The organism is Chitinophaga agri, from assembly GCF_010093065.1.
In the GTDB taxonomy this organism is placed as follows: domain Bacteria; phylum Bacteroidota; class Bacteroidia; order Chitinophagales; family Chitinophagaceae; genus Chitinophaga; species Chitinophaga agri.
Map to the genome: position 1 here is coordinate 5424630 of NZ_CP048113.1, position 25084 is coordinate 5449713.

Annotated in this window: 18 protein-coding genes; 15 read left to right on the forward strand and 3 right to left on the reverse strand. The window is 45.5% G+C overall.

Features of this window, described 5'->3' with window-relative positions:
- Positions 1 to 34 precede the first annotated feature (34 nt).
- The 4 genes from GWR21_RS21670 (at position 35) to GWR21_RS21685 (ending at position 5687) form a co-directional block, all read left to right on the forward strand.
- Positions 35 to 1474 (forward strand): SGNH/GDSL hydrolase family protein, encoded by a 1440-nt coding sequence (locus tag GWR21_RS21670; RefSeq protein ID WP_162333769.1) that lies wholly within the window; start codon positions 35 to 37, stop codon positions 1472 to 1474.
- The gene (locus GWR21_RS21675) at positions 1446 to 2720 is read left to right on the forward strand and encodes a GDSL-type esterase/lipase family protein (RefSeq protein WP_162333770.1); all 1275 of its coding nucleotides are present in this window, start codon (positions 1446 to 1448) and stop codon (positions 2718 to 2720) included. Before GWR21_RS21670 ends, GWR21_RS21675 begins: the two co-directional genes overlap by 29 nt.
- A complete protein-coding gene (locus tag GWR21_RS21680; protein ID WP_162333771.1) occupies positions 2717 to 4207 on the forward strand; it encodes an MBOAT family O-acyltransferase in 1491 nt (496 codons plus the stop codon). The genes GWR21_RS21675 and GWR21_RS21680 overlap by 4 nt, the downstream gene beginning before the upstream one ends.
- Positions 4208 to 4379: 172 nt before the next feature.
- Positions 4380 to 5687 (forward strand): porin family protein, encoded by a 1308-nt coding sequence (locus tag GWR21_RS21685; protein WP_202928975.1) that lies wholly within the window; start codon positions 4380 to 4382, stop codon positions 5685 to 5687.
- Positions 5688 to 5691: 4 nt separating this feature from the next.
- On the opposite strand, the gene GWR21_RS21690 is transcribed toward GWR21_RS21685, so the two are convergent.
- From GWR21_RS21690 to GWR21_RS21700, 3 genes are all read right to left on the reverse strand, one after another.
- A complete protein-coding gene (locus GWR21_RS21690; RefSeq protein ID WP_238429939.1) occupies positions 5692 to 6738 on the reverse strand; it encodes a sensor histidine kinase in 1047 nt (348 codons plus the stop codon).
- Between the two features lie 144 nt (positions 6739 to 6882).
- On the reverse strand, positions 6883 to 7566 hold the full coding sequence (locus GWR21_RS21695; protein ID WP_162333773.1) for a response regulator transcription factor: 684 nt from the start codon (positions 7564 to 7566) through the stop codon (positions 6883 to 6885).
- Positions 7567 to 7736: 170 nt separating this feature from the next.
- Positions 7737 to 8483 carry a DUF1003 domain-containing protein gene (locus GWR21_RS21700; RefSeq protein WP_162333774.1) on the reverse strand — a complete coding sequence of 249 codons (747 nt, stop codon included), beginning with the start codon at positions 8481 to 8483 and terminating at the stop codon, positions 7737 to 7739.
- Positions 8484 to 8609: 126 nt separating this feature from the next.
- Between GWR21_RS21700 and GWR21_RS21705 the strand changes: the two genes are divergently transcribed.
- The 11 genes from GWR21_RS21705 (at position 8610) to GWR21_RS21755 (ending at position 25042) form a co-directional block, all read left to right on the forward strand.
- On the forward strand, positions 8610 to 10808 hold the full coding sequence (locus GWR21_RS21705) for a hypothetical protein (protein WP_162333775.1): 2199 nt from the start codon (positions 8610 to 8612) through the stop codon (positions 10806 to 10808).
- Between the two features lie 72 nt (positions 10809 to 10880).
- The gene (locus GWR21_RS21710) at positions 10881 to 12644 is read left to right on the forward strand and encodes an ABC transporter ATP-binding protein (RefSeq protein ID WP_162333776.1); all 1764 of its coding nucleotides are present in this window, start codon (positions 10881 to 10883) and stop codon (positions 12642 to 12644) included.
- A 58-nt stretch (positions 12645 to 12702) separates the two neighbouring features.
- Positions 12703 to 16473, forward strand: coding sequence for a DUF3857 domain-containing protein (locus tag GWR21_RS21715; protein ID WP_162333777.1), 3771 nt, complete (start codon positions 12703 to 12705; stop codon positions 16471 to 16473).
- A 127-nt stretch (positions 16474 to 16600) separates the two neighbouring features.
- The gene (atpB, locus tag GWR21_RS21720; protein WP_162333778.1) at positions 16601 to 17743 is read left to right on the forward strand and encodes a F0F1 ATP synthase subunit A; all 1143 of its coding nucleotides are present in this window, start codon (positions 16601 to 16603) and stop codon (positions 17741 to 17743) included.
- 45 nt (positions 17744 to 17788) lie between these two features.
- A complete protein-coding gene (gene atpE / locus GWR21_RS21725) occupies positions 17789 to 18070 on the forward strand; it encodes an ATP synthase F0 subunit C (protein ID WP_012788904.1) in 282 nt (93 codons plus the stop codon).
- Positions 18071 to 18188: 118 nt separating this feature from the next.
- Positions 18189 to 18683 (forward strand): F0F1 ATP synthase subunit B, encoded by a 495-nt coding sequence (atpF, locus tag GWR21_RS21730; RefSeq protein WP_162333779.1) that lies wholly within the window; start codon positions 18189 to 18191, stop codon positions 18681 to 18683.
- Positions 18684 to 18779: 96 nt separating this feature from the next.
- Positions 18780 to 19340: an ATP synthase F1 subunit delta gene (gene atpH / locus GWR21_RS21735; RefSeq protein WP_162333780.1), complete on the forward strand. Its 561-nt coding sequence runs from the start codon at positions 18780 to 18782 to the stop codon at positions 19338 to 19340.
- Positions 19341 to 19426: 86 nt separating this feature from the next.
- Complete coding sequence (gene atpA, locus GWR21_RS21740; RefSeq protein ID WP_162333781.1) at positions 19427 to 21004, forward strand: F0F1 ATP synthase subunit alpha; 1578 nt, start codon at positions 19427 to 19429, stop codon at positions 21002 to 21004.
- A gap of 183 nt (positions 21005 to 21187) precedes the next feature.
- Positions 21188 to 23338, forward strand: a complete 2151-nt coding sequence (locus GWR21_RS21745; RefSeq protein ID WP_162333782.1) for a TonB-dependent receptor — start codon at positions 21188 to 21190, stop codon at positions 23336 to 23338.
- A 50-nt stretch (positions 23339 to 23388) separates the two neighbouring features.
- Entirely contained in the window at positions 23389 to 24036 is a 648-nt protein-coding gene (locus GWR21_RS21750; RefSeq protein ID WP_162333783.1) for a hypothetical protein, read from the forward strand.
- 160 nt (positions 24037 to 24196) lie between these two features.
- Complete coding sequence (locus tag GWR21_RS21755) at positions 24197 to 25042, forward strand: class I SAM-dependent methyltransferase (protein WP_162333784.1); 846 nt, start codon at positions 24197 to 24199, stop codon at positions 25040 to 25042.
- Positions 25043 to 25084: the final 42 nt, after the last annotated feature.

Consider the following 25084-nt stretch of genomic DNA (forward strand, 5'->3'; position numbering starts at 1 on the left):
TAGTTTTATACGACTAAAAACAGATTCAGCAGCTATGTCTGGCAATAACAAATCTGCCTATCCTTTTTACATTACCGCGGGGACTTTAGTGTGTTTAGTGGCTTTGTCACTTATTAAGAACAGCTTCTCTATCAATGATTTTACAACCCGTCCGCTGGACTTGTTGGCCGACATTAGAAAAGATGCCCCTATACCCCCTTCAGTACAAACCGATACCGCTGCCTATGCTGGTGTAACTGCTCCGGAGAATGTGGACACAACCACCGGAACAGTAGATTCGACTGCGCTTGCCGCTGCGGCTATCCCTGATCCTGACCACCTGCATAACTTTACTACCTATACAGGTATCCTCAATTATCATCCACCAGTGGGTACTGATAGTACCGTCACTGCCGGACTGGAACACTTCCTGACCGCATTGGATGAGTTGAAAGCAAAGAAGAGAAAGAAAGTACGTATTGCCTATTTCGGTGATTCCATGATCGAGGGTGACCTCATCACGGAAGACCTGAGAGACAGTTTGCAAAGACTCTTCGGCGGGCAAGGCGTAGGGTTTGTTCCTGTGACCTCTGTTGTAGCCGGCTTCAGGACCACCATCACACATACATTCTCCAAAGACTGGAAAGACTATAGTTATAAACAACTGCCGCCAGCCAGTTTACCACTGGGTATTTCGGGCCATACCTTTATGCCTGGCGAGTCCAGCTGGATCAAATATCAGTCTGTGAAGAAACGCGGACTGAGCAAGTTTGAGCAGGTGAGCCTGTTGTATGGACCGGTCAACTCCGGTAGTATTTCTGTGAACAATAAATCATACACATTATCTGGTCATCAGGCCGTGAATAAGCTGTCGCTACAGATGGATTCTGTTAACTCCAAACAGGTGACCATTAAATGGGCTGGCGGAAGTGCCGCACCTTTGTATGGTGTTTCCTTTGAAGGCGATACGGGTGTATATGTGGACAACTTCTCTTTCCGCGGTATCAGTGGTATAGAGCTGGGTAAACTGTCCGGAAAACTGCTGCAACAGATGCAGGAGGAGCATCCGTATGACCTCATCGTATTACATTATGGCGCCAATGTGTTGTGGAAACCAGAGCTGACCGATTACGACTGGTATGGCGGACCTATGAGAAAAGTGATCGATTCATTACGTAACGATATCCCTAACGCTTCTTTCCTCGTAATAAGTACAGCTGATAAATCATACAAGAAAAGTGGAAATTATGTAACCGCACCGGGCGTAACCGCGTTGCTGAAGGTCCAGCATGATCTGGCCAAGTCGCACGGTACCGCCTACTGGAACCTGTATGCCGCCATGGGCGGTCATAACTCCATGATCCGTTGGGTAGAAGGTGATCCGGTGTTGGCCAATAAGGATTACACGCATTTTAACCGACAGGGGGCGGCCAAGGTAGGGGCGCTGCTGTATAAAGCGATGATGGATGAATATAAGCAGCTGGAGCACCAGTAAAAAAGGAATGATCAGTTTGTTTGCAGGCATGTTGACCACCATCAGCTCTGTGGCTGTTGGACAGGTGAACACAATTTCCCAGGATACGGCGTTATACCGTTTTTTCAGGGCTCTGCATCATGCTGATAGTAATGTAGTTTCTGTGCTGCACCTGGGAGACTCCCATATACAGGCAGGCTTCTTTCCGTTTACGACTGCTTTTTTCCTGCAGCAGGATTTTGGAAGCGCAGGCAGGGGATGGGTATTCCCATATAACCTGGCTAATACAAACGGTCCTTCGGACTACCGCTGGAATAGTACCGGCCGGTGGGATGTGGATAAGATCATTGACAGAAATAAGTCTACTGACCTGTTGGGACCAGGTGCAATGGTGATCACGTCTCGCAATGAGGCACCCGCACTGGCTTACAGTGGCCGGGAGAATGATGAGAAAATGGATAATAACATCCGCCAGGCGGAGTTATTCTATGATGCCGGGTCCGACAATTCACCTGTGAGTATTCCCGGAGCTGGCGTGGATATATCTGCTACACCATTCGAAGGAGGCCCACAGACACTCAGAAAGGCATCTGTTACCTTCCCGGAAGCAGTTCAGTCCTTCCAGGTGAGATGGGATCGTCAGACTACACAGCCCTTCCGCTTTTATGGCGCCTTACTCCAAAACGGGAATAACGGTGTGTTGTATAGTGCTGTAGGGGTGAATGGAGCTACCTTCCAGCAGTACAATGATAATAATACGACCCTCATCGCCGAGATGCAAGTGATGCAGCCGCAACTGGTGATCATTTCCCTGGGTACAAATGAGGCATATGGTAGTCTGAACGCAGCGACGTTCAGATCGCAGCTGGATGATGCCGTCAGCACGATCAGGAAATATCAGCCTAAAGCCTGTATTGTACTGACAACTCCGCCTGAATGTAAGCGGGTGAGCAAAAAGGCTTATCGCAGAAAGGTGGGCAAGAAATATAAGACCTATTATAAAATAGCATATTATCCGAATCCCTATATAGCGGTAGTCACACAACAGATCATGAGCTATTGCCGGGAGAATGGACTGGCCTGCTGGAACTTCAACGCGGTGAATAAAGCAATGGCTGCCGGTTTTTCCGGTGGATGGCAGGGAGACCATATTCACTTTAACAGTCGGGGATATCAGTTACAGGGAAAGCTGCTATACGAGGCATTGCGTAACAGCTATGACAAATATTTAAAAGTAGAAAAGACTCATAAAAATATCGCTGAATGATCGATGTAGATATTCATAAGCTGCTGAATCTCCTCGTGTATAATCCGGAGAAACCTATACTGTTAAACAGCGCTTTTTTTCTTTATTTCTTCACAGCTTTTCTCCTGTTATATCTGGCAGTAGGGAGAAGCAAGGAAGGGAGAGTGGCCGTGTTCACCATATTTTCCCTGTACTTCTTTTACATGGCCTGCGGACTGTATGTAGGTCTCGTGATCATCTCGGCAATCGTTGACTTTAACCTGTCGCGCTGGATCTATTATTCTGAAAATCAGCGCAAACGGAAATTGTTGCTGATACTCAGTATCGTGCTGAACCTCGGCCTGTTATTCTATTTCAAATACACGGACTTCTTCATCGGTATCGTCAATGATGTGACAAATGGAGATATCCCATTCCTGAAACTGCTGTTACCGATCGGTATTTCCTTCTATACATTTGAAAACCTGAGTTACACAGTGGATGTATACAGGAGAGAATTTAAACCGGTAGACAATTTTATGGACTACCTGTTCTTCCTGTCGTTCTTTCCAAAACTGATGATGGGACCGATTGTAAGGGCGCATGACTTCATTCCGCAGATCTCCAAACCCTATGAGCTGAACTCGGAAGATATCGGAAAGGGTATCTATCTGATCATGGCGGGCTTATTCAAGAAGATGGTGATCTCGGATTACATCAATGAGAACTTTGTACAATACATATTTGATGATCCTTCCAAGCATACGGGGCTGGAATGTCTGTTAGGGGTATATGGGTATGCGCTTATCATCTATTGCGACTTTTCCGGATATTCTGATATTGCTATAGGTATCGCCCGCTGGACCGGGTTTAAGATCCCGCCTAACTTCGATTCTCCTTACCAGAGTTCCAATATCACAGAGTTCTGGCGTCGCTGGCATATTTCATTGTCTTCCTGGCTGAGAGACTACCTGTACATTCCATTGGGTGGTAACAGGAAGGGAAAGGTGCGTCAGTACATTAATCTGTCACTCACAATGCTGATCGGCGGTTTCTGGCATGGTGCGAGCTGGAACTTTATTTTCTGGGGAGCGATGCATGGCGCTGCGCTGGCTGTGGATAAAGTGAGACTGGACTGGCTGAAGGCACGTGGAGGCGGTTCAACCGGATGGGTAGGCACCATTATGAAAGTAGGCGGTGTCATTATCACCTTCCATTTTGTATGTTTCTGTTGGGTATTCTTTAAAGCCAGCACCTTCCATGATGCCTGGTCGCTTCTGCATCAGGTAGCTTTTGACTTCCAGCCTGAAGTATGGTTAGAGTTGTATAACGGGTATACCACGGTATTCTGGGTAATGTTACTGGGCTTCATATTGCATTTCCTGCCTAAGCGTGTGGAAACATTTACAGAACTGGCACTGGCAAGGGTACCACTGGTGGGCAATGTGGCTATCATGGTGGTATTTTTCTATGTGCTTAATCAGATCATGTCTCTGGAGACCATGATGCCGATCTATTTGCAGTTTTAAATGATGGCCTTCGGGCTGGAAGATATACAGGGGCTGTTCGTCATATGACGGACAGCCCCTGTAGCTTTTTGTTGTCATTGGCAACTATGTGCCGAATTGCCGCGTTAAGTTTTTGTTATCAACATCTTTTTCCGTTGCTTTGCGCAAAATTTCCTGAATGCGACTAAAACATATGGCAATCATTTGCTTGCCTTTGTTATACTCCGGCATTGCCCGGGGGCAGTTTCTGATGGACATGATCGATACTACGACCAGCGTGGGTAAAGGCATGTTCTCACTGTATCAGAAGTATGATGCCGTGCGTTTTAGCGGCTACATCCAGCCACAGTTTCAATATGCCACAGACAAGGGTATTAACAGCTATGCCGGTGGTAACTTCCCGAATGAGGTAGATAATAGGTTCACACTGCGCCGTGGACGTTTCCGTCTGGACTACACCAGGTATAACGACAAGCAAATGCCCATGGTACAGTTTGCTTTTCAGTTTGACGGTACGGAAAGAGGAGTGTTCATCCGAGACTTCTATGGTCGTATTTTCGAGAATAAATGGAATAATTTCTCATTGACAGCGGGAATGTTCGCCCGTCCGATCAGTTATGAGGTGAACCTTTCTTCCGGCGACCGTGAGACGCCGGAGCGTGGTCGCATGTCACAGATCCTGATGCGGACTGAACGTGATATCGGCGCGATGGTGACATATGAGCCCCGCCGTGCTGATCATCCCCTGAAGTTCCTGAAGATAGATGCTGGTTTCTTCAATGGGCAGGGTTTGACAGCTACCAGTGACTTTGACAGCCATAAAGACTTTATTACCCGCTGGGCGGTGAAACCTATAAAACTAAATAGCAGGAACTGGCGTTTATCAGGCGCTGTTTCCATGTTGTATGGGGGAATGGAACAGTTTACCCGGTATATTTATAAAACGGGTGTGCAGTCCGGAAAACCGGCTTATTATGTCGATTCAACCGCGACTAATATGGGTAAGATCGCTCCGAGACATTACTATGGGGCTGACCTGCAATTGCGGATTCCAAATGGTAAGAATAAAGGGGCCACTGAGTTCAGGCTGGAGTATCTGTGTGGTACGCAAACAGCCACCGCTTCTACCACTGAAACACCGGGTACCATCCCTGTCAGTGGAGGAGTGAATGCTCCGCTATACGTGCGTAGGTTCAATGGCGCTTATCTGTATTTTATGCAGAACCTGGGTAATCCAAGAGACCTTCTGGTGATCAAATACGACTGGTATGACCCCAACAAGAAGGCGGCAGGGCTGGAGATCGGCGCACCCGGCAGCGGAATGAGTGCTGCGGATATCCGTTACAATACCCTGGGTCTGGGATATGTGCATTATTTCAATCCCAATATGAAGGTGATGTTATACTATGATATTGTGAAGAATGAGTCGACTGCCCTGGAGGGGTATACGGAAGACCTGCATGATAATGTGTTCACCTGCAGGTTGCAATACCGCTTTTAATAGCTTATTCTCCCGATTCCAGTGTAAAGCCGAAAGTAGAACCTATTTCTGGTTTACTACGGATGTTGATCGTCTGTCCGTGGGCTTCGATGATATGTTTTACGATCGCAAGTCCGAGACCGGTACCACCTATATCACGGCTGCGCGCTCTGTCTGTGCGGTAGAATCGTTCAAATACACGGGGGAGGTGCTCTTCAGCGATACCGATACCATCATCCGATATTTCGATCAGTACACGTCTATCATCCATCACATAGATGCTGGCGACGGTATGGCCGTCAGTACGGCCGTATTTGATAGAGTTGTCTACGAGGTTGATCAGTACCTGCCTTACCTTTTCCTTGTCTGCCAGTACGTGAATAGGCGCTTCGCAGCCTTTTTTCACATTGAACTTAATACCTTTGGTATTGGCTTTGAGAGAGAGTGTATCAAAGACGTCCTTCAGCAGGTCCTGGATCACAAAGTTCTCACTGTTGATGGTCATTTCACCACTTTCCAGTTTCGATATCTCGTCCAGGTCGTCAATGAGGCGGCAAAGCCGGTCAATATTCTTGGTAGCGTTTTTCAGGAACACTTTATTAACAGCCGGATCTTCCAGTGCCCCATCCAATAGCGTATGGATGTAACCCTGTACAGCGAAGATGGGCGTTTTCAGTTCATGGCTGAGGTTCAGCAGGAACTCTTTACGGAACTCTTCATTGCGGCGGAGATTATCGAGTTCCTCCTTCTTCTGGCTGGCCCATTTTTCCACATCTTCACTGACTTCCTCAATCGTTTTAAGCGGAAGTATATTCTTGTTGAAGAACTCTTCACGTTTAGAAGCTTTGGTCTGGTAGATGAATTTGTAAATGAGTTTTATCTTCCTGTAAATAAAGTTCTGTAACGTATACAGGTACAGGTAATAAGAGACCAGGAAGGTCAGGACAAATGCGATCAGGACCACTTTCCAGGGAGCATTGATAAACAATGTGCCCAGCGTAATGATAGCTGAAAGGATAAGGGCAGTAAAACCTGCCAGTTTTTGCGGAGAAAGATTCTTGGCTTTAAACATACTCCATAATGAGTAATTGCTATAATAGCGGGAAATTAAACCAATTTTTTCACTTGACATAACACACAGGGCTGGATACGCAATACCCGTTTACGTATCCTGGATACGAATAATGGTGGTTAAATGGTAAGTATGTGAGATTGCTTACATTTCGAATTTGTAACCTACGCCCTTCACGGTAGTGATCAGGTCAATACCTATTTTCTGACGTATTTTACGGATATGTACATCGATCGTACGATCGCCTACGATCACTTCTGTACCCCATACCTGATTGAGTATCTCGTTGCGGAGGAATACACGGCCCGGTTTTGAAGCCAGTAACTGCAGCAGCTCAAATTCCTTTTTCGCGAGAATGATTTCCTGACCTTTATAAGTGACAGTGAACTTTTCACGGTCTATGATCAGATCACCCAGCTGTACCTGCTGGTCCTCCGGTTTGTGTAAACGGCGGAACAGGGCATTGATACGGCTTACCAGCAATTTGGGTTTAATTGGCTTTGCGATGTAGTCATCTGCGCCCATATTCAGACCGTCGATCTCTGATTTCTCATCATTCAGTGCGGTAAGGAACAGCACCATCGTATCTTTAAATTCAGGCAGTTTTCTGATCTCGCGGCAGGTATCGATACCATTTTTGTTGGGCATCATGATATCAAGCATGATAAGGTCAGGACGGAATACTTTCGCTTTCTGCACGGCTTCGCTACCATCTTTTGCGGTGATGGTGTCGTATCCGGCAGATTTCAGGTTATAGCTGATAATTTCCAGGATATCTATTTCATCGTCCACTACTAATATTTTGCCTGCAACCGCTTGGTCTATCATATACTTTGACTTTTAAAGACGGCACAAAATTATAGCGCCGGCCTTGCTATTAATGAAAAATTAACATTATCTAATTGTTAATTCGATCACAACGCAGAACAGTACAGGGATATAAGTAATGCAAAAATACGGGATTTTCCCATCCTTAATCCTGTGCTACAATAGTATTATTAAACAGGTTTTTCATTTGTATGTTTATGGTTATTATTATTTCCCGCGATCTTTTTTAATGCCAGGTTCACCTCATTAAGCATTTCCAGCTGCGTTTGCTGGATCTCCATCATGTCCTGCTGCTGATGGAGGATGAGATGGTCTATTTTTTCATGCAGGATCCTTACTTCCAGCTCAGATTTGAGGTTGATCATATAGTCATTTTTTGCTCTTTGCCTGTCTTTCTCCTCCTGCCTGTTCTGGCTCATCATGATCACCGGCGCCTGTAAGGCCGCCAGGCAGGAGAGTATGAGATTCAGCAGGATAAAAGGATAGGGGTCAAAGGCTTTGTTAGCCAGCCAGTAGATGTTCACGGCCATCCATAACAGGATGAATACCAGGAAAGAAATAATGAATGTCCAGCTACCGCCAAAGGTGGCTATTTTGTCAGCCACACGCTGCCCTACGGTAAAAGCACTGGTACTGTCACTGTCCTCCAGTTTGTCGGTCAGGGTCTGATGCTCTTTGAGCTTTTCCAGTACCATCTTTTCCATTTCTGTGAGCTCGCCTATTTCCCTTGCGAACAGGTGTTCCAGGTACTTCTGCCGGTATTCGTTGATTTCGGAAACGGCCAGATGGGATTTGCTGGTAATATGGGGATGATCTTTCTGTAAAAGTTCCATTACATTTTTGCTGATGCTGCGGCAATGGACTTTCTCAGACGATGGGTATGTTTTCCCGCTCAGATCACTGGTAAAGGTCTGCATGTGATACTCACTGTTTTTGGAGGTTCAAAAATAAGGCGAAAAGGCCGGAAATGCGGTGCTGTAGTATTTTGGTCGTAAATTTGCTATACTAGCCTTATAAAGTTAGAGTAAAGCCTATTTACATTAATGAAAAAAATTATAACTGGTATCTTGTTGCTGGCCTTTCTCCAGACCAGCCTGGTGCATGCGCAGAGTCAAAAAATTGATATACCTATCGGAAGAATTGGTTTCCATGATAATATCGATAGAGAACAGGCAGCCGCACTGAAATTTGACGGAAAGGCAGACGACCTCGTTCACATATCTGATGATGAGACGCTGAATCTGCAGGTGACAAACGCCCTGATCAAGCAGGTTGATGACATGCAGATGCAGATCGAGATGGATTCGGCCCTCGACCACCGGCTGAAAATCAAATATTTGTCGGGTCTGTATGTAATGATCCGCGATTACAACAACAAACGTACTTACCGTAAAATAGCACCTGAGGAAGCCTCGTCCATGGTGAACGCTTTTCGTGAGATGATGAAAGCTGATATCAAAGGAGAAAGTATTCTCCCTTATGTCCATCAGCTTTCTTTTGACGCTGGCGAGAGAATGATCGAGCCTTTCAGGGAGAATCCAGGTTATAAGGATGCCCGTGGTGTACTGTTTGCAAAATATGCTTTTAGTAACCTGGAAACAGTCATGTCCCAGATCGGTAATTACCTGGAATACCCGGCAACGGATTCAGTGATAGCCGCTGTGGCCAGAAAATATCCTAATCAGGTGCTGACATATGCCACTTCTTATACGCCGGTAGCTACTGCCATCAAAAAGAATCCTGATCCGATCGTGCAACTGATCGTACAGATAGGTAATTCCGGTAATTCACAGCTGATCCTGCCTTTCATTGATGAACTGATGGCCGGCACTACCACCGTCGATAAGATCTCTGCGGTAGCTGAGAATGAAGATAAATACTTCAGACAGCTGGTGAAGAGCGCCATTACCCTGCAACACAGAAAGAACAATGGCGAAAAAATCATTGGCCTGAAAGCAATGCTGGAGAATATGCAGGCCCGTTCCCTGCGTTACATCCGGGAGATGAACGACCTGCATGAAGAACCTGCTAATGTACGTTTCAGAATAGTAAAGGACTTTACACCGGAGGAACTGTACTACCTCATCATCAATGGTCAGGAGGAACTGTATACTTCCAGTTACACGAACCATGCAAACGCTGGTTTGTATGACCAGATGATGGCGCGTATGAAACCAGCACGTGGAGATAGTTTGCTGATGCTGGTGGAGTTCGACAGGTTTAAGAAGTTCATCGCCATGGCGGCTGGCTTCAATACGCTCGATAACTTCCTGAAATCCATGGCGCCGGAGAACGCGAACTATCTGATGAAGAAGTATGTGAGCAGTCTGGAAAAAACAGAAGACCTGGAAGATGCGGTGGATGTGGCTAACTCATTTGGTAGCATTAGGGACACGAAATTGCTGGCATTCCTGCGTGAGGAAGTACGGAAGAACTATACTTTCGTATCCCGTAAGAAAGACAGAAGAGGTACAGTGATCTATGAATTACTGGGAAGCCTGTTTGATACGGAAAACAATAGTGGCAGTGATTCTTCGAAAGCAAGCCAGATGTCGGCCAAATTACAGTTACCACCGATCAACTTTGTAACATATAACGCATTGCTGAGCGACAGCGGACGTGTATACCAGCAGGTGTTTTTCTATGGAGATAAAGACGGACATGATTCATATATCAGCTTCATGGGTAACTTCCCATCCAGCGAATGGAGAGTCAGCAAAAATAAATACTGGACAACGATACAGTCTATCAAGGGTAAGCCGATCACTATTTATGCAAACCTGCCACTGGAAGAGCCGGAAGACAAAACTGCTATCGAAAAGCTGAGTGAATACCTGGATGAGAACGATATTCATCCCACCGTATTCATCCATCGTGGGCACAGCTATCACGTGAATACGACACTTGATAACCTGCAGAGTTCCGCAAAGATAGTCGTACTCGGCTCCTGTGGTGGTTATCATAATATGGCAATCGTATTGCAGAAATCGCCTGAGGCGCATATCATCTCCTCCAAACAGGTGGGTACGCGTTTCGTGAATGAGCCGATCATACGTACCCTGGACGAAACGATCCGTGCCGGTAAAAATGTAGACTGGGTACAGATGTGGGCCGCTCTGGGTAAACGTTTTGCAGGCGATGCACGTAACAAAGAGCTGTTCAGTGACTATGTGCCTCCGCACAAGAACCTGGGTGCTATTTTTATCAAGGCATACAAGCAGATCATGAAAGAAGACAAGTAAAGTAATTATGAAATAGCAGAAAAAGCCCTCCGGCAACATTGCCGGAGGGCTTTTTCTTTATACTTTTGTACGGTGGAAAATACAGCGGTCAAGAAGGTTTTTGATATTAGCTTATTAAGGAGGATATTCACTTTTGCAGTTCCATACAGGCGCTCGTTCTATCTTTCAATGTTCCTGACGGTGTTACTTGCCGTTATATCGCCCATGCGGCCATACCTGATACAGCTAACGGTTGATAAATATATTGCAGGTCAGCTTATGCAGATGCTGATCACTATTACCATTGTGCAGGTGATACTCCTGCTGCTGGAAACCGTCATGCGTTTCTACTTCTCCTATCTCACTAACTGGCTGGGACAGTCTGTTGTAAAGGACCTCCGGGTAACCGTCTACAGGAAGATCGTCCGGCTTAACCTGGGATTCTTTGACAAGACCCCCATTGGTACACTGACCACCCGTACTATCAATGATATTGAGGCAATCAATGATGTATTCTCGGAAGGGTTGATCTCCATTATTGCCGACATGCTGATGATCATTGCCATACTCGTCGTGATGTTCATAGAAGACTGGCGGCTAACACTGATAAGTCTCTCTCCGTTCCCGGTGCTGATCATTGCCACCTACATTTTCAAGGAGAGTGTGAATAAGTCCTTTTACAGGGTAAGAAATGCCGTATCAGCGTTGAACGCCTTTGTACAGGAACACCTGACAGGGGTAGCGATTGTACAGGCATTTACTGGCGAGAAACGTGAATATGCCCGCTTCCGTCAGATCAACAAGGAGCATCGTACCGCGAATATAGACGCCATTTTTGCGTATTCTGTGTTCTTTCCGGTAGTGGAGATCATATTAGCTATTTCCCTGGGACTGATGGTCTGGTGGGGGGCCAATAAGGTACTGAACTATGAAGTGACGCAGGGGGTAATGATCGCTTTTATCATGTACCTGAACATGTTATTCCGTCCATTACGAATGCTGGCCGACAAGTTCAATACCCTGCAGATGGGCATGGTCGCCAGTGAGCGGGTGTTCCGCATACTGGATAGTGATGACTATATTGATGACAGTGGCACGAAAGACGCGGCGGGTATGAAAGGTGCTATTACTTTTGACCATGTGTACTTTGCCTATAAAGATGCGGAATATGTGCTGAAGGATGTTGATTTCAGTGCCCGTCCTGGAGAGACGATCGCTATTGTAGGGCATACCGGTTCCGGTAAAACGACCATCATCAGTATCCTGAACCGCCTGTATGAAATTCAGAAAGGCCGCATCCTGATAGATGGTACTGATATCAAGGAATTTACCTTGTCTGCGCTGCGTAGTAAGATAGGCGTGGTATTACAGGATGTATTCCTGTTTGCCGGTTCAGTGTATGAGAATGTGACATTACGCAATCCTGCTATCAGCCGAGAGGAAGTAGAGCAGGCTGCGAAACTCATAGGATTACATGACTTTATTCTGCAATTACCAGGTGGTTATGACTACCAGGTAATGGAACGGGGTAGCACCCTGTCCCTGGGGCAGCGTCAGCTGATCTCTTTCGTAAGGGCATTATTGTACGATCCATCCATTCTGATCCTGGACGAGGCTACTTCTTCCGTAGATACGGAGTCTGAAATGCTGATCCAGCGTGCCATAGACAAGCTGATCTCAGACAGGACCTCTATCATTATTGCGCATAGATTGTCTACGATCAGCAAGGCCAATAAGATCATTGTACTGGACAAAGGGGAGATCAGGGAAATGGGTACCCATGAGGAATTACTGAAGCTGGAAGGATTTTATTACAAATTACATAGTATGCAGTTCAAGCAGACGGGTGTTATTTAAGTTAGTTTCATTACTTTAGAGTAGTAAAAAAAATATAATCCCTACTACCTATTGTTTTATGAGCTGCTCTAAAAAGTTTATGCTTGTCAGCATTTTGTTATCGCTATTCTCGTTTGTTGCCTTTGCGGGGGACTATGAAAAAGCCTGGGACGCACTTAACAAGAATGACAAAACTCGCGCGGTCGAGTATTTCAGGAAGGCGCTGAAAAGCGATCCTGCTAAAAAGAATAATGCCATGGCGGCATTGATATTACTGGAATCCTATGAGGGTAACGGTGATACTTTTCTGGAAAGATACCCCAATCCACTTGATGTATTTACAGATGTAAACCCTTATGCTTACGCACTTTGGTTCAATGATGCTGTACTTGGCGGTTATGGAACCAAGAAGGGGAAGCAAATGTTTAACATTAACCGGATCATTTCCGAGCAACGTTTTAATGGTTCTATGAAAGCGGCGGCAACTTACTTCAAGGCGCAGCACTTTCTGTTCGGACAGCGACGTGATAGTGCCGAAGTATATTACCGGCGAATCGGCGCGTTAGGCGACTGGCAGTTTGCCGGTGTATTTGATAATATCAGCGGAAGTGGTTTTAACAAAGATTATGCACCAATAAAAGAGCCGCGTTCCGGTAAAGGATTCACTTCCTACAACAATACCACTGTAGACTGGTTCTCTCCCTTATTCCTGGACGATGAAGGCTGGAAATTCGTAGGGACGTTGTTCCCATCAAAAACAGGTATTGGTTACGCACAAACATTTGTAAATGCGGATACGGAGAAAGACGTTATTCTCTGCCTGGGCGGCAAAGGGTCGCTGAAAGTGTGGGTGAACGATAAGCTGCTGATAGCGGAAGAGGAGGAATTGACGACAGAAATGGACAGGTATAATGTAAGATGTCACCTGAACAAAGGCTACAATCGCATCCTGGTACAGATCGGTTTTACCAATGAAGATATACCGAACTTTATTGTAAGGCTGACGGATGATAAATATGCACCGTTACAGGGTATTACGCTTACCAAAGATGTACAGGATTATCAGATAGATAAGAGTACAGATGCGCCGAAAGTGCTGCCTCATTTTGCGGAAGCGTATTTTAAGGAACAGATGGCGAAGTATCCGCAGGATCCTGTGTTTCCGATATTGCTGGCAAAAGTATATGACCGCTGTAAGGATGCTGACAAAGCGAAGGCGGTGATGGCCGGCCTGTACAGGAAGTTTCCTGATAACCCGGTGATCCTGTACAACTATATTGATGGAATGTCGTATGAATATGACAGAACAGCTATTGCTGAGTTATCAGAAAAGATAAAGCTGATGGATCCTGACAACTATGAAGTAAGGCAGACGGAAGAAGATCAGCTGGAGAAAGAGAAGAAATATACAGAGGCGCTTGAGTTAGTGAAAAAGATGGAAGCAAAGAATGGAGAGAAGCTGTACACCATCATGAAGAAGATGTATCTGAATGCTTATCTGCAGCAGGTTGATAGTATGATCTCATTACTGAAATATGCATATGAGAAGTATCCGGATAATGCTACTATCGTGTCTACGATGTACCAGTATTATACACAAATGATGAAAGATAAAGTGGAAGCGTTGAAGGTACTGGAACAATATAATGCTACCCATTTTAACACTGAGCTGGCCTATGAAATGGCAGATGTATATTTTCAGCAGAATGAAGTGGATAAAGGTGTAGCAGTGCTGAGACACGTTACACATGTGGTACCGTATGATCTTAGTGTGTATAATCCGCTGGTGAAACATTTCTTTGCACGCCAGGAATATGACTCGGCCATACATTATCTGCAGATCCAGCATCAGATGAGCCCATACAGACATACGCCGTTAGGTGACGTAGCCAGCTCCTACCTGCAGAAAGGAGATAAACAGAAAGCGCTTGAGTATTACAAGCGTGCCCTTGGTCTGTATTCCGGTGGTTACGCCTATCGTGAAAAGATACGTGAACTGGAAAGTAAACCAGATGTATTCAGCTATTTCCCACAGATGGATTATTATGCTGAGATCAGTAAAAATCTAAAGGCAAAGAAAGATACTTCAAAGAGCTTCTACTATTTCTTTAATGACAAGAAAGTAGTGCTGTATGGAGAAGGAGCAAGCGAGCAGCTGGTGAACATGGCTATTTACATCAACAATAAAGATGGTCTTGAGCGCTGGAAAGAGATCAGTATTCCATACAACAGTGTATATGAAAACCTGACCATTATCAAATCGGAAGTGGTAAAGGCCAGTGGAGCAAAGATACCGGCAGAAAGTTATGATAATGAGCTGGTGTTTACCAAGCTGGAGCCGGGTGACGTCGTGTATCTGAGTTATAAGGTCAGCAGTTATGGCATTGGCCGTCTCGGACGTGAGTATTGGGATAAGTTCTACTTCTCTTCATTCAACCCTACGTTGCTGGCCAGGTATAGCGTATTGGCTGCTGATGGTGTGCCGGTACATTATGAGATGAGTAATAATAGCAGCGGGTTGAAGCCGGTGGAAAGTAAGCATGAAAATTTCCGTTTGTATACATGGGAAATGCGTAATGCACCTGTGCTGAAAGATGAGAATTATAGTCCGACGGCAAGCGACATTGGTAGTGTGCTGCATATTTCTACAGTCAAATCCTGGGACGTGATCGCCGAGTGGTATAGTGATATCACACGTATCCAGTCAAGAGAAGACTTTGACATAAACGAAGCGTTTAAAGAGATCTTCCCGAAAGGAGTGGCTGGTATAAGTGATCAGGAGAAGGCACACCGTATTTACGATTACATTGAGAAGAATATCAGTTATAGTTCTGTGTCGTTCAGACAGGGGGCTTATATACCACAGCGTGCTTCCAAGACCCTGAATACACGTCTCGGTGACTGTAAGGATCTCTCAGCATTGTTCGTATCGTTTGCGCGTAAGGCAGGAATGGATGCCAATCTTGTGCTGGTAAGTACGCGCGGGAATGGCGAGCAGAGTATGAAACTGCCTTCTATGGAATTCAACCATTGCGTGGTGAGGTATAAGGACGGCGCGGCATATCAAACCCTGGAACTGACAGACAACCGCCTGCCATTCAATGCGATGCCTCAGAGTCTGGTACGCGCACAGATATTGAATATCCCATTTGAGTATAAGAGCGGGGAGAGCATCCAGTTATATCAGCCAAAGGGTCACTTCGCTGTGTCGAAGAATCGTCATAGCCGGATAGTGGTAGAAAATACCGATCTGCATATTACAAGTGTACTGGCAGCCAACGGAGAGGTCGCCTCTGCTATCCGCAGTAACTATGGAGACAAGGCACAGGATGAGCTGAAGCAGGATCTGCAGGAGTCGGTGGCAGGTCAGCATCGTAATCCGGTGACACTGGAGAAGTTCGCCTTCACTAATCTGGACAACCTAGCGGATACAGTAACGGTCGAAGAGGTATATGTTGTTAAGAACGATGTGATCAGTGTAGGTGACATGAATATGCTGAAACCGCCATTCCTTGATATAGTAGCGACCGCTGATATTTTTAACGATGAGCCCCGCCAGTATCCTTTTGAGTACTGGAAGTATGAAAACGTAGACAGTTATAATACGGAAGTGGAGATCGAATTACCGGCAGGAAAGGTCTTTGATCAGATACCTTCGAATGTACAGGCCAGCTTTGGAGATATGAAATACGAACTGACCTATGTGAAGCAGGCGCCTAACAAGTTGTTAGTCAGGAGGGTGTTCAATACAAACATCCGTGACAACATCAAACCGGAAGCGTTCCCGAAGATGAAAGACTTCTTCGGTATCATCGTAGCGGCTGAACAGAAATATGTTTCATTTAAGTAAATAATTCAATATGTTACGTAGAAGAGGGGCCGCCAAAAGCGGTCCCTCTTTAGTTGTATATATTTTTTGGAATCGCTTACCTTTTTGATAATAAAACTGCTATCTTTGCGCAAAATTTCAGAAAGCGGTGATTTCCTACACTCTGTCCAAATATAGACTGGTAGCCCTTATTCTTGCATTTTGCATAAGTGGTTTTAATACGTTTGCGAATACTTCGGAAGCTCATGAAGAGCCTAAGAAGGGTTTTGATGCCAAAGAGGTGCTTCTTGGCCACGTAAAGGATGCCCATGACTGGCACCTTTTCAGCCTGGGAGAGTCACACGTGACTATTCCTCTGCCGGTGATCATGTACAGCAAAGAAAAAGGTATTAGCACCTTTTCCTCTTCAGCATTTCATCATGGTCATGAATCTCACGAAGGTTACCGTTTGGTAAACAAGCACTACCGTGAGGAGCATGGTCTGGAAGAGGCAAAATATCCTGACGAGAAGATCATCGCAGTAGATGCGAATGATAATCCGACAGGTGCTGAGATCTACGATCTGTCTATGACGAAGAATATCACGTCTATGATCCTGGCAGCCATCCTGCTGATCTGGTTGATGACTTCCGTAGCAAAAGCCTATACAACAAGAGGTTCCAAGAAAGCTCCTAAGGGCTTACAGAGCCTGGTAGAGCCGGTTATTATCTTCATCCGTGATGAGGTAGTTAAGCCGAACATCCCAGGTGGTAATGCGGAGCGTTATACTCCATTCATTCTGACTTTCTTCTTCTTTATATTAATTAATAACCTGCTGGGTCTGTTACCAGGTTCCGCTAACGTAACCGGTAACATCGCTGTGACTTTTGCGCTGGCACTGATCAGCTTCATAGCGACTATGGTAAGTGCTAACAAGCATTTCTGGTCTCACCTGCTGAACCCACCAGTTCCAGGATGGGTTAAACCGATCCTGGTGCCTGTAGAGATCATCGGTATCTTCACCAAGCCGGTATCTCTGATGATCCGACTGTTCGCCAACATCCTGGCTGGTCACATCATCATCCTGAGCATCATCTCCCTGGTATTCATCTTTGGATCTATCAACAAAGCTGCTGGTTACGGCTTCTTACCGATCACCATCCTGTTCAACATCGTAATGATGATGCTGGAGCTGCTGGTTGCATTTATCCAGGCGTTCATCTTCGCTAACCTGACAGCTGTATTCATCGGTCAGGGTATGGAAGTGGCACACCACGATGATCATCACGAAGGAGACGCAAAACACCATTAATATTCTTAGGACAAATTAGTAATCAATTATAAATACACATTCATTATGGCAATTTTAACTGTTTTATTGCAGGCTGCTCCTGAAGCTGCTGCAGCTGCTGCGGCTTCCGCAGGTCTGGCTAAGGCTGGTGGTGCTATTGGTGCTGGTATCGCGGCTATCGCTGCTGGTATCGGTGTAGGTAACATCGGTAAGAGCGCGCTGGAATCCATCGCTCGTCAGCCAGAAGCTGCGAACGACATCCGTGCAAACATGATCCTGGCTGCGGCGCTGGTAGAGGGTGTTGCCCTGTTCGGCGTTATCGCAGGTCTGCTGGCAGTAGTGCTGTAAGGCTAACTTATTACTGCATCCCGCGCACAGGGCAAAGGATGCAGTAATCTTTTACTTTAAGGATGTGTATCCGGATTGCTTATCAAACAACTTGCGAACAAATTAAATATTCATAATCATGGATCTGTTACAGCCCGCGTTAGGCTTGTTTTTCATTTCATTAATCATATTCATTATTGTATTCCTTATCCTGAAGAAATTCGCGTGGAAACCAATCCTCTCTACGCTGAAAGAAAGGGAAACATCTATTGCTGATGCTATCGCATCTGCAGAGAGAGTGAAGGACGAAATGGCTCAGATGAAAGCTGAACATGAGCATGTACTGGCAGAGGCGAAAGCTGAGAGAAGCAAGATTCTGAAGGAAGCAAAAGATGCTAAAGATCAGATCCTCAGCGAAGCTAAAGCTCAGGCTCAGGCAGAAGCTAAAAAGATTATCAGCGAAGCATACACTGCTATCGACAACCAGAAAATGGCTGCTCTGACAGACGTTAAAAATCAGGTTGGTAAACTGGTAATTGAAGTTGCTGAGAAGGTGTTACGCAAAGAACTGGCTGACAAGACAGCTCAGGAAAGCTACATCAAAGAACTGGCAGGAGAAATAAAATTAAACTAAAGAGATAGGCTGATCCAGCCGGAAGCTACAGGAGAGAATGACTTGTTGTCCTTTTTCCTGTAGCTTTCAACTTGAAAGGCCAAAAGATATAACAATATGCAGAATCCCCGTTTAGCATCCCGCTATGCAAAATCTCTGGTAGATCTGTCCTCCGAAAAAGGACAGCTGGAAGCTGTGAACGCTGATATGCAATTCCTGCAGCAGCTTTCCAAAACCAATCCGGATGTGGTAGCCCTGCTGAAAAGTCCGATCATTAAGCCTGACAAGAAGCAACAGATCCTGTCTGCGATCTTTGAAGGTAAAGTGAACGCTGTTACGGCTGCTTTCGTTAAGCTGCTGGTAGTGAAAGGAAGAGAAGGCAACCTGCCTGAAATCGCACAGGAGTTCAGCAAACAGTATGATGTACTGAAAAACATCAGTAAAGTAAAGATCACCACTGCTGTTCCGCTGGATCCAGCCGTACTGAACGTTATCAAAACCAAAGTACAGGCAGGTACAGATAAGACAGTAGCTATGGAAACAGCGGTAAACCCTGAGCTGATCGGTGGTTTCGTACTGGAATCTAACAATAACCTGTTCGATGCTTCCATACTGCGTGATCTGAACGATATCAAAAAGCAATTTGCTGAGAACATATACGTTCATAATATTAGATAAAACAATTAACAGCAGCCGCTGCGTACACGCAAAGCTGTTGTCGTTATATTCATTCTTTTAACGACTTTTTAATAAAAGCATACATTATGGTGGAGATAAAACCTGATGAAATTTCGGCGATATTACGCCAGCAACTAAGCAACTTCAATGCTGCTGCTGACCTGGAAGAGGTTGGTACAGTACTGCAGGTTGGAGATGGTATCGCTCGCATTTATGGATTAAACAACGTTGGTTACGGAGAACTGGTTGAGTTTGAGAATGGCGTAAAAGCTATTGCACTGAACCTGGAAGAAGACAACGTAGGTGTGGTTTTGATGGGTGACTCCGGAGAGATTAAAGAAGGTTTTAAAGTACGCCGTACTGGCCAGATCGCATCTATCAAAGTAGGTGAAGGTATGGTCGGTCGTGTTGTAAATACCCTGGGTGTTGCTATCGATGGTAAAGGCCCAATCACTGGCGAACTGTACGAAATGCCACTGGAACGTAAAGCTCCGGGTGTTCTGTTCCGTGAACCAGTAAAAGAACCACTGCAGACAGGTATCAAGGCGATCGACGCCATGATCCCGGTTGGTCGTGGTCAGCGTGAGCTGGTGATCGGCGACCGTCAGACCGGTAAAACCGCGATCTGTATCGACACCATCATCAACCAGAAAGAGTTCTTTGACGCTGGTAAACCAGTATATTGTATCTACGTAGCAGTAGGTCAGAAAGCATCCACTATCGCAGGTGTTATGAAAACCCTGCAGGAAGCTGGTGCAATGGCTTACACTACTATCGTTGCTGCATCTGCTGCTGATCCAGCTCCACTGCAGTTCTACGCTCCATTCGCTGGTGCTGCCATCGGTGAGTTCTTCCGTGATACCGGTCGTCCTGCGCTGATCGTTTATGATGATCTGTCTAAACAGGCCGTAGCTTACCGTGAGGTGTCCCTGCTGCTGCGTCGTCCTCCTGGTCGTGAAGCTTACCCAGGTGACGTATTCTACCTTCACTCCCGTCTGCTCGAACGTGCTGCGAAAGTGATCGGTAAGGATGACATCGCAAAACAGATGAACGACCTGCCGGAATCTATCAAACACCTGGTGAAAGGTGGTGGTTCCCTGACAGCATTGCCTATCATCGAAACACAGGCTGGTGACGTATCTGCTTACATCCCAACAAACGTAATCTCCATCACTGACGGTCAGATCTTCCTGGAATCCAACCTGTTCAACGCAGGTATCCGCCCGGCAATCAACGTAGGTATCTCCGTAAGCCGTGTAGGTGGTAACGCTCAGATCAAATCCATGAAGAAAGTATCTGGTACCCTGAAACTGGACCAGGCACAATATCGTGAGATGGAAGCGTTCTCTAAATTCGGTGGTGACCTCGATGCTGCAACTAAAGCCGTACTGGACAAAGGTGCTCGTAACGTGGAAATCCTGAAACAGGCTCAGTTCACTCCATACGCTGTGGAAAAACAGGTAGCAATGATCTACCTGGGTACTCAGGGTCTGCTGCGTGATGTTCCTGTTAAGAACGTAAAAGCATTCGAAGAAGCATTCCTGAACGAACTGGAAGTACGTCTGCCTGAAGTGCTGACCGAATTCAAGAAGGGTAACCTGCCTGATGACGGTATCAAACGCATGGTAACACTGGCAAACGAACTGAAACCAAGATTCGCTTAATCAGCATACCTCTTTTTATCAAGCTCACCGGTTTTACCGGTGAGCTTTTTTTATTCCCTATCTTTATGCGCTATTCCTACCGACAAATCCCCTGTTTTCACCGAGATTAATCCCTGTCTTTGCCTTTTATGGATTGAAAAGGGACTGTAGCGCAAGTAGTTTTGTTAAAAATTCACCTCCCCCATGAAACACTTTAACCTGATTCTGTTAACATTGCTTTTACCGGTCTGCATGATGGGACAGCAGCGAATTTCCGGTAAGATCACTGATAGCAAAAAGCGCCCGTTGCAAGGGGTCAATATTGCCATAAAAGACACCTATGATGGTGCCACCAGCGGCGCCGACGGATCGTACTCATTTACCACTGACAGCAAAGGATCTCAATATATCACCGCTACCTTACTCGGTTATACCAGTCAGGAACAAAAAATATTCATTACCGGGCCTCAGGAGGTAAATATTATCATGAGAAATAATATCAATGACCTGAAAGTAGTGACGATCAGCGCAGGTAGTTTTGAAGCCAGTGACGAAGGTAAAACGACTGTCCTGAAACCGCTGGATATCGTGACAACTGCCGGTGCCGGTGCTGATATTGTCAACGCACTGAAGACATTACCTGGTACACAGCAAACCAATGACCGGGAAGGGTTGTTCGTACGTGGCGGTACCGGTTACGAAACACAGACCTTCATTGATGGTATGATGGTACGTAACCCCTTCTTTTCAGGACTGCCTGATCAGCCGGGACGTGGCCGTTTTTCACCTTTCCTGTTTAAAGGAACTACCTTTAGCAGTGGTGGATATTCCGCTCAGTATGGCCAGGGACTTTCTTCTGCACTGATACTGGAATCTACCGACCTGCCACAGCGTTCTTCCTATACCCTCGGCGCTTCCGTGATCGGCATAAACGGCGGACTGGAAGAGCTGATGAAGGATAAAAAAGGATCATTTGGCGTAGAAGCAGACTATACCAACCTCGGACCTTACCTGGGTGTGGTAAAGCCAAAATATGCCTTTAGTAAAGATCCGGAGATCATTGGTACATCTGCCAACTTCCGTAGAAAAACGTCTTCTACCGGCATGATCAAATTCTACGGATATTACAACCGTACCAATATGGGAACCATCCGCCCGAGTCTTGAATATCCTGGCTTTGATGAGCTGTTTGAACTTAAAAATCAGAATGTATATACCAACCTGACATATAAAGAAAGCCTGGGACATGACTGGAAACTGAACGCAGGTTTTTCCTTTAGTGCCAATACAGATGATATTAATCTGGATACACTACAGAAGTCTTCACCTTTACAGGGTAAAAATCAGTCACAGCTTACACAGGCACGCGTCGTACTGACAAAAGGCTTTGGCCAGTACTCTGTATTGCGGTTCGGCGGTGAATATCAGTATGGTGTTGAAAAGTCAAATTTTGGTGGCTGGAGAGCCAACTATGTAGATAATTACACAGCCGGGTTCATTGAAAGCGATATATACATCACGCCAAGACTTGTAGGCCGTGTAGGTGGAAGGGCAGAGTACACCTCTATCATTTCCAAAGCTAATATCGCACCACGTGCATCGCTGGCATACAGATTAACGGCTAATAGTCAGGTATCATTCGCCTATGGTGAATTCTATCAGAAGCCGGAACAACAGTATCTCCGTTTTAAACATGATCTCGGATTCACCAGGGCAACACACTACATCGCCAGTTATCAACTTGTGTCAAAAAACTATACATTCCGTGTGGAGGGCTTTTATAAAAAGTATCATGACCTGGTTAAAACCGGTATTGATACCAGTACATCAGGTACTGGTTACGCAAAAGGTATAGAAGTGTTCTGGCGCGATAAAAAGACGCTTAAGAATACCGACTACTGGATCTCCTATTCTTACCTGGATACCAAACGTAACTACCTGAACTATCCGTTCGAAGTACAGCCTGACTTTGCTGCAAAACATACGCTGAGTGTTGTATACAAATATTATATACCGGCGATCACGACGAACCTGGGCGTTACATACAGCTTCTCAACCGGCAGACCGTATTACAATCCGAACCTGCCAGAGAACAAATTCATGTCAGAGAAAACAATGACGTATAATTCAGTCGGTGTAAGTGCAAGTTACCTGACCTCTATCCGTAAGGCGTTCACCATCTTTGTACTGTCAGTATCCAATGCTCCTAACATCAAACAGGTATACGGCTACCGCTACTCAACCGATAAACTGCGCAGGCAGGAGATCGTTCCGAATATGCCACGATTCATTTATCTCGGTATGTTCATGAACTTCGGTGTTGACAGAAGACAAGATGTGATCAACAACCTATAGTCCATTCTAAAACCATTATATAAACACTTAACACTTTTAAACCACTTACAATGAAGCGCATTTTATTTTCCATTTGTCTGTTAGTTGGCCTTGCCTCTTTTTCGATGGCGCAGAGCGCACAATATGAAGGCGCCATGACTAAACAGGTTGCTTTGCTGGATGATTCAACCAATTTTAACCCGGATAAATTGCTTGAAATTGCTAATACATTTGAACGTATCGGTGCAGCGGAAAAAACGCAGTGGCTGCCTTTCTACTACGCCAGCTACTGCTATGTAATGAGCTCCCTGATGCAGAAGAACAATGATAAGGTAGATGACCTGTCTGACAAGGCAGCCGTGAATATTGAACAGGCGGAAGCTATCAGTCCTAAGAATGATGAGATCAGCTGTGTGAAATCACTGATCGCAACTTCCCGTATACGTGTAGACCCGATGAGCAGAGGCATGAAATACGGTATGGAATCAGCGAGTCTGCTGGTACAGGCGAATCAGATCAACCAGGAAAATCCAAGAGTATACATGCTGCAGGGACAGTCACTGTTCTTCACACCGGAGCAGTTTGGTGGTAGCAAAACAGAAGCAAAGAAGAAGTTCGAAGTAGCTTTACAGAAGTTCAGCACATTTAAACCAGCAAGTAGCATTGCTCCACATTGGGGAGAGGCGTATACCAAAGGTTTGCTGGCTCAGATCAAATAATGAGTACATAAGTATTTTTGCCTTTTATGGTCCGGACGGTGCCCACTGTCCGGGCCTTTTTTATTGTTCCTGCAAGGCTACATCAGTCCCAGGCATTAACTTTAAATAGCACGTTAACAAATTAACCCTGTCAACTGTTAACCTTGAAAATGTAAATTCCATGAAAACTGGTGTGAACAAGCTGAGTGTGGCTTCCACTTCAGCATTGGTATTGACCTATGTCAAAAGTTTGTATGAAGAGGGGTGGGGAAGATCTTACTTGTCCCACATCGATTTTAGCCAGGTGAAGAGTTTGGCTGATGAATTAACCAGGATCACCCCTTTATTCCGTGAGGCATTATTACTTAGGAAAAGAATGGTCAGACAGCTCATTCGTGAACTGATGGCGAATCAGTCAAGGACGCAGGTATGTATACTGGCCGCAGGACTTGATCCGCTGGCATTACAGATCACTGATTATTTCCCCGATCGTGACCTGACGATCTATGAGGTGGATAGTGCTAATATGCGGGAGAAACAGGATATATATGCGGCTATCCATTTCAATGACGAGAGACTGCACACATTACAGGCTGATATTAATAATACACATCAGTTGATGAATACCTTGCTTGATGCCGGATATGATCCGCAGCAGCCGGCGCTGATCATATTCGAGGGTATTATGCACTACATCTCAGAAGAACAGTTTCTGAGCATTATGCGGAATTTCACTGGCAGAACGAAGCAGAATGCCGTGATCATGGACTACATGGTATATGCCGAAGGATTGCCGGTAGGTTCTGTGTCTAAGGCCACAGAAATGCTGGACACTATGGAAAGCTATATAGGCAGCCGTTTACAGCAATTCAGCCGTAAGAAGATATTAAACCTGTTATCATTACTGGAGGCCGACCGGATAGAAGTATATGATATGCAATCAGCCGAAATGGCGCTGAACGGGCATAACCGGGTTTATAAGGGAGAGCGTAAAGGAATGCTGGAACTTATATCATTTCATATATAAATATTATAATAAATAGAAAGGGAGTACAGTGTGATGCACCGT